The sequence below is a fragment of the Paraglaciecola sp. genome (assembly GCF_030730205.1).
In the GTDB taxonomy this organism is placed as follows: domain Bacteria; phylum Pseudomonadota; class Gammaproteobacteria; order Enterobacterales; family Alteromonadaceae; genus Paraglaciecola.
The window spans coordinates 1-2,993 of record NZ_JANQVQ010000178.1 but is presented as its reverse complement, the minus strand read 5'-3'; the positions used below and the strand labels follow the sequence as shown (position 1 = coordinate 2,993).

At 40.5% G+C, this 2,993-nt stretch carries 3 protein-coding genes and 1 pseudogene; all 4 read left to right on the top strand.

Annotated elements, in window-relative coordinates; translation table 11 throughout:
- The coding region (locus NWQ57_RS12335) for a glycosyltransferase (protein ID WP_306022449.1) at window positions 1–787 on the top strand (787 nt) is incomplete at its 5' end.
- A 21-nt stretch (window positions 788–808) separates the two neighbouring features.
- Window positions 809–2,029: a glycosyltransferase family 4 protein gene (locus NWQ57_RS12330; RefSeq protein WP_305973743.1), complete on the top strand. Its 1,221-nt coding sequence runs from the start codon at window positions 809–811 to the stop codon at window positions 2,027–2,029.
- The gene (locus NWQ57_RS12325; protein ID WP_305973745.1) at window positions 2,026–2,619 is read left to right on the top strand and encodes a sugar transferase; all 594 of its coding nucleotides are present in this window, start codon (window positions 2,026–2,028) and stop codon (window positions 2,617–2,619) included. Before NWQ57_RS12330 ends, NWQ57_RS12325 begins: the two co-directional genes overlap by 4 nt.
- Window positions 2,616–2,993 (top strand): annotated as a pseudogene (locus tag NWQ57_RS12320) (acetyltransferase); the annotation flags it as partial. The gene NWQ57_RS12325 and the pseudogene NWQ57_RS12320, both read left to right, overlap by 4 nt.

The following is a 2,993-nucleotide window of genomic DNA, read 5'->3' as shown; positions in this document are numbered from 1 at the left end:
TATACTAAAACAAAGTTTTACGGATTTTGAGTTAATTCTAATTAATGATGGTTCCACAGATAACTCTGAAAGCATCATTCTACAGTTCTGTAATGCAGACGAGCGTATTAGGTATATTTCCCGAGAAAACAGGGGGCTTATCGCTAGTTTGAATGAAGGTATTTCACTTAGCCGTGGTAATTTTATCGCCCGGATGGACGCTGATGATATAGCTGAATCAACGCGATTTGAATCCCAATATAATTTTTTGCAGCGCCACATAAAAGTTGCAGCCTTAGGCACAGCATATCAATTAATAGATCATAGTGGACGTGTTATAGGCTCTCGCAAGCCACCTCGTTATAATTGGTTGATTAAACCACTTTTTTTATTTGGTTCTCCGTTTGCTCATCCCTCTATGATGTTGAATAGGCGCATAATTGGTGACGAGCTTTGGTATGACGAACGTTACAAACACGCAGAAGACTACGAACTTTGGTTAAGGTTATCAAAGAAGTTCAAACTCGCCAATTTAGCGCAACCGTTGTTAAAGTATCGAGTACTGTCGACTAGTATTTCCAGAAAATTTGCACATGAACAACAACAATCTGTTGCAAGAGCGTTAGCAACACATTTGTGCTTAGAACCGAATGAGAAGACAATAACGCAGGCTAAAATATTAACAACACACTCAGAACAATCGATGCATGCATTACTATCTGCGTTCATACACATATTGCGTTGTAATAAGCACAGCGTTAACCCGATTATTGCATTTTGCTACTTAATTTATTTTACACTTACCTGATTTTTTGACTCATTGAATTTTATGAAAATTATTTATTTACATCAATACTTTACGACTCCGGATATGAGTGGTGGTACGCGTTCATATGAAATGGCAAAGCGGTTAGTTAACGCTGGTCATGAAGTGCATATTATTACTAGTTGGCGCGAACCGACAGATCACACATCGTGGTTTTATCAGAATATAGATGGAATTAATATTCATTGGTTGCCAGTAATTTACTCAAATAAAATGAGTTTTAATCGTAGAATTAAAGCTTTTTTTCACTATGCCGTTAAAGCTGCTGCAAAAGCAGTAGCAATTCAAGGTGATGTTGTTTTCGCTACGAGCACACCGCTAACAATCGCATTGCCTGGCGTTTATGCTTCAAAGAGGTTAAACGTGCCTATGATATTTGAAGTGCGGGATTTATGGCCGGAGTTACCTATAGCTGTAGGCGCTATTAGGAATCCTGCCGTTAAATGGCTGGCAAAAATGTTGGAACGTTTTGCTTATAAACATTCCGCACATATCATTGCATTATCTCCAGGTATGGCCGAGGGTATAGTCAATACTGGTGTTTCTTCATCTAATGTAACGGTGATCCCTAACAGTGCAGATTTAGAGTTGTTTGACCCCGCGACGAGTAATGCCCACATGTTTCGAAACGCACATGCAGAGCTTGGCGAATCACCTATCGTATTATATGCCGGTACTTTAGGATTAATTAATGGTGTGAGCTACCTTGCAGATTTAGCAAAAGAATGTCTTTTGCTGAAGTCAGATGTTAAGTTCGTTGTTATTGGTGATGGTATGGAATGGAGTCAGATAAAACAGTATGCCGGCGACTTAGGCGTGCTTGATCATAATTTTTTTATGTACCCACCAATGCCTAAAAAGCAGCTCGTTAATGCATTTAAAGCGGCGTCGATATCAACGTCTCTTTTTGTAGATTTAGTTCAGATGCAGGCTAATTCAGCAAATAAATTTTTTGATGCTTTGTCCTCGGGCACTCCGGTCGCAGTGAATTATGGCGGTTGGCAGGCGGCTCTTTTGAAAGAAAATGTTGCAGGCTTTCAGCTAACTCGCGATACGAAGCAAGCTGCAGAGTTAATTGTGAGCCAGTTGAAAAACGAAGATCATTTAAAATTGATGGGAGACAACGCTCTGAATCTAGCACAGCAACGGTTTTCAAGAGATAAGCTAGCTAAAGAATTTGAGAATGTCTTTTGTTCTGTCATTAAGCAAGGAGGTAAGTATTGAAACGCCTTTTTGATTTTTTGGTCGCTTTTAGTGCTTTGCTAACGTTGCTACCGTTACTTATATTAGTAGCGATATTGGTGTATCTGTATTTAGGCGGTCCTGTTATTTTCAGCCAGACTCGCCCAGGTCTTCACGCAAAACCATTTCGAATGTATAAGTTCCGCACGATGCGTGATTTAAGAGATACTAACGGATGTTTACTTGATGATGAACAGCGCATCACGGCGTTTGGTCGGTTTTTACGTTCAACAAGCCTGGATGAATTACCCGAGCTTTGGAATGTGTTAATAGGGGATATGAGTTTAGTTGGCCCCAGGCCGCTGCTTATGGAGTATTTGCCGTTGTACAATGAGGTGCAGGCAACTCGGCATGAGGCGAAGCCCGGTATTACTGGTTGGGCACAAATTAATGGTCGAAATGCGGTTAGCTGGGAACAGAAGTTTAGTCTGGATTGCTGGTATGTTAAAAATCAGTCGTTAAAGTTAGATCTGCTTATTTTGTTAAAAACTGTTCAGAAGGTCATTAAAAGAGAAGGCATTACAGCTAAAGATAGCGTGACAGTAGATAAGTTTAAAGGAAATCTCAAATGAACATTCTGGCGATATTAGGGGCAAGTGGTCACGGGCGAGTGGTTGCTGATGCTGCGCGTTTGTCAGAACAATGGGCCGAAATTATATTTTATGATGATGCATTTCCTCATTTACAAGTAAGCGGTGGCATACCTGTTGTAGGCAATAGTTCAGCGCTACTTCAAAGACATGACTGTGATGTAGTTGTTGCTATTGGCAATAATACTATTCGTTTGAACCGCTTGATGGAATTACGCGACGCCGGCTTGTCACTAGCGGTAGTAAAACATCCTGCGTCTGTCGTTGCGGGTGACGTTGTTCTGGGTGCTGGTACAGTCGTTTTAGCTAATTCTGTGATAAATGTAGCTTTGTTTTGTTTTTGGTCCGTTTCTGTA

What these genes read in the sequence shown, in the direction of transcription:
- NWQ57_RS12330 (WP_305973743.1), top strand. Translation starts at nt 809, where the DNA reads ATGAAAATTATTTATTTACATCAATACTTTACGACTCCGGATATGAGT.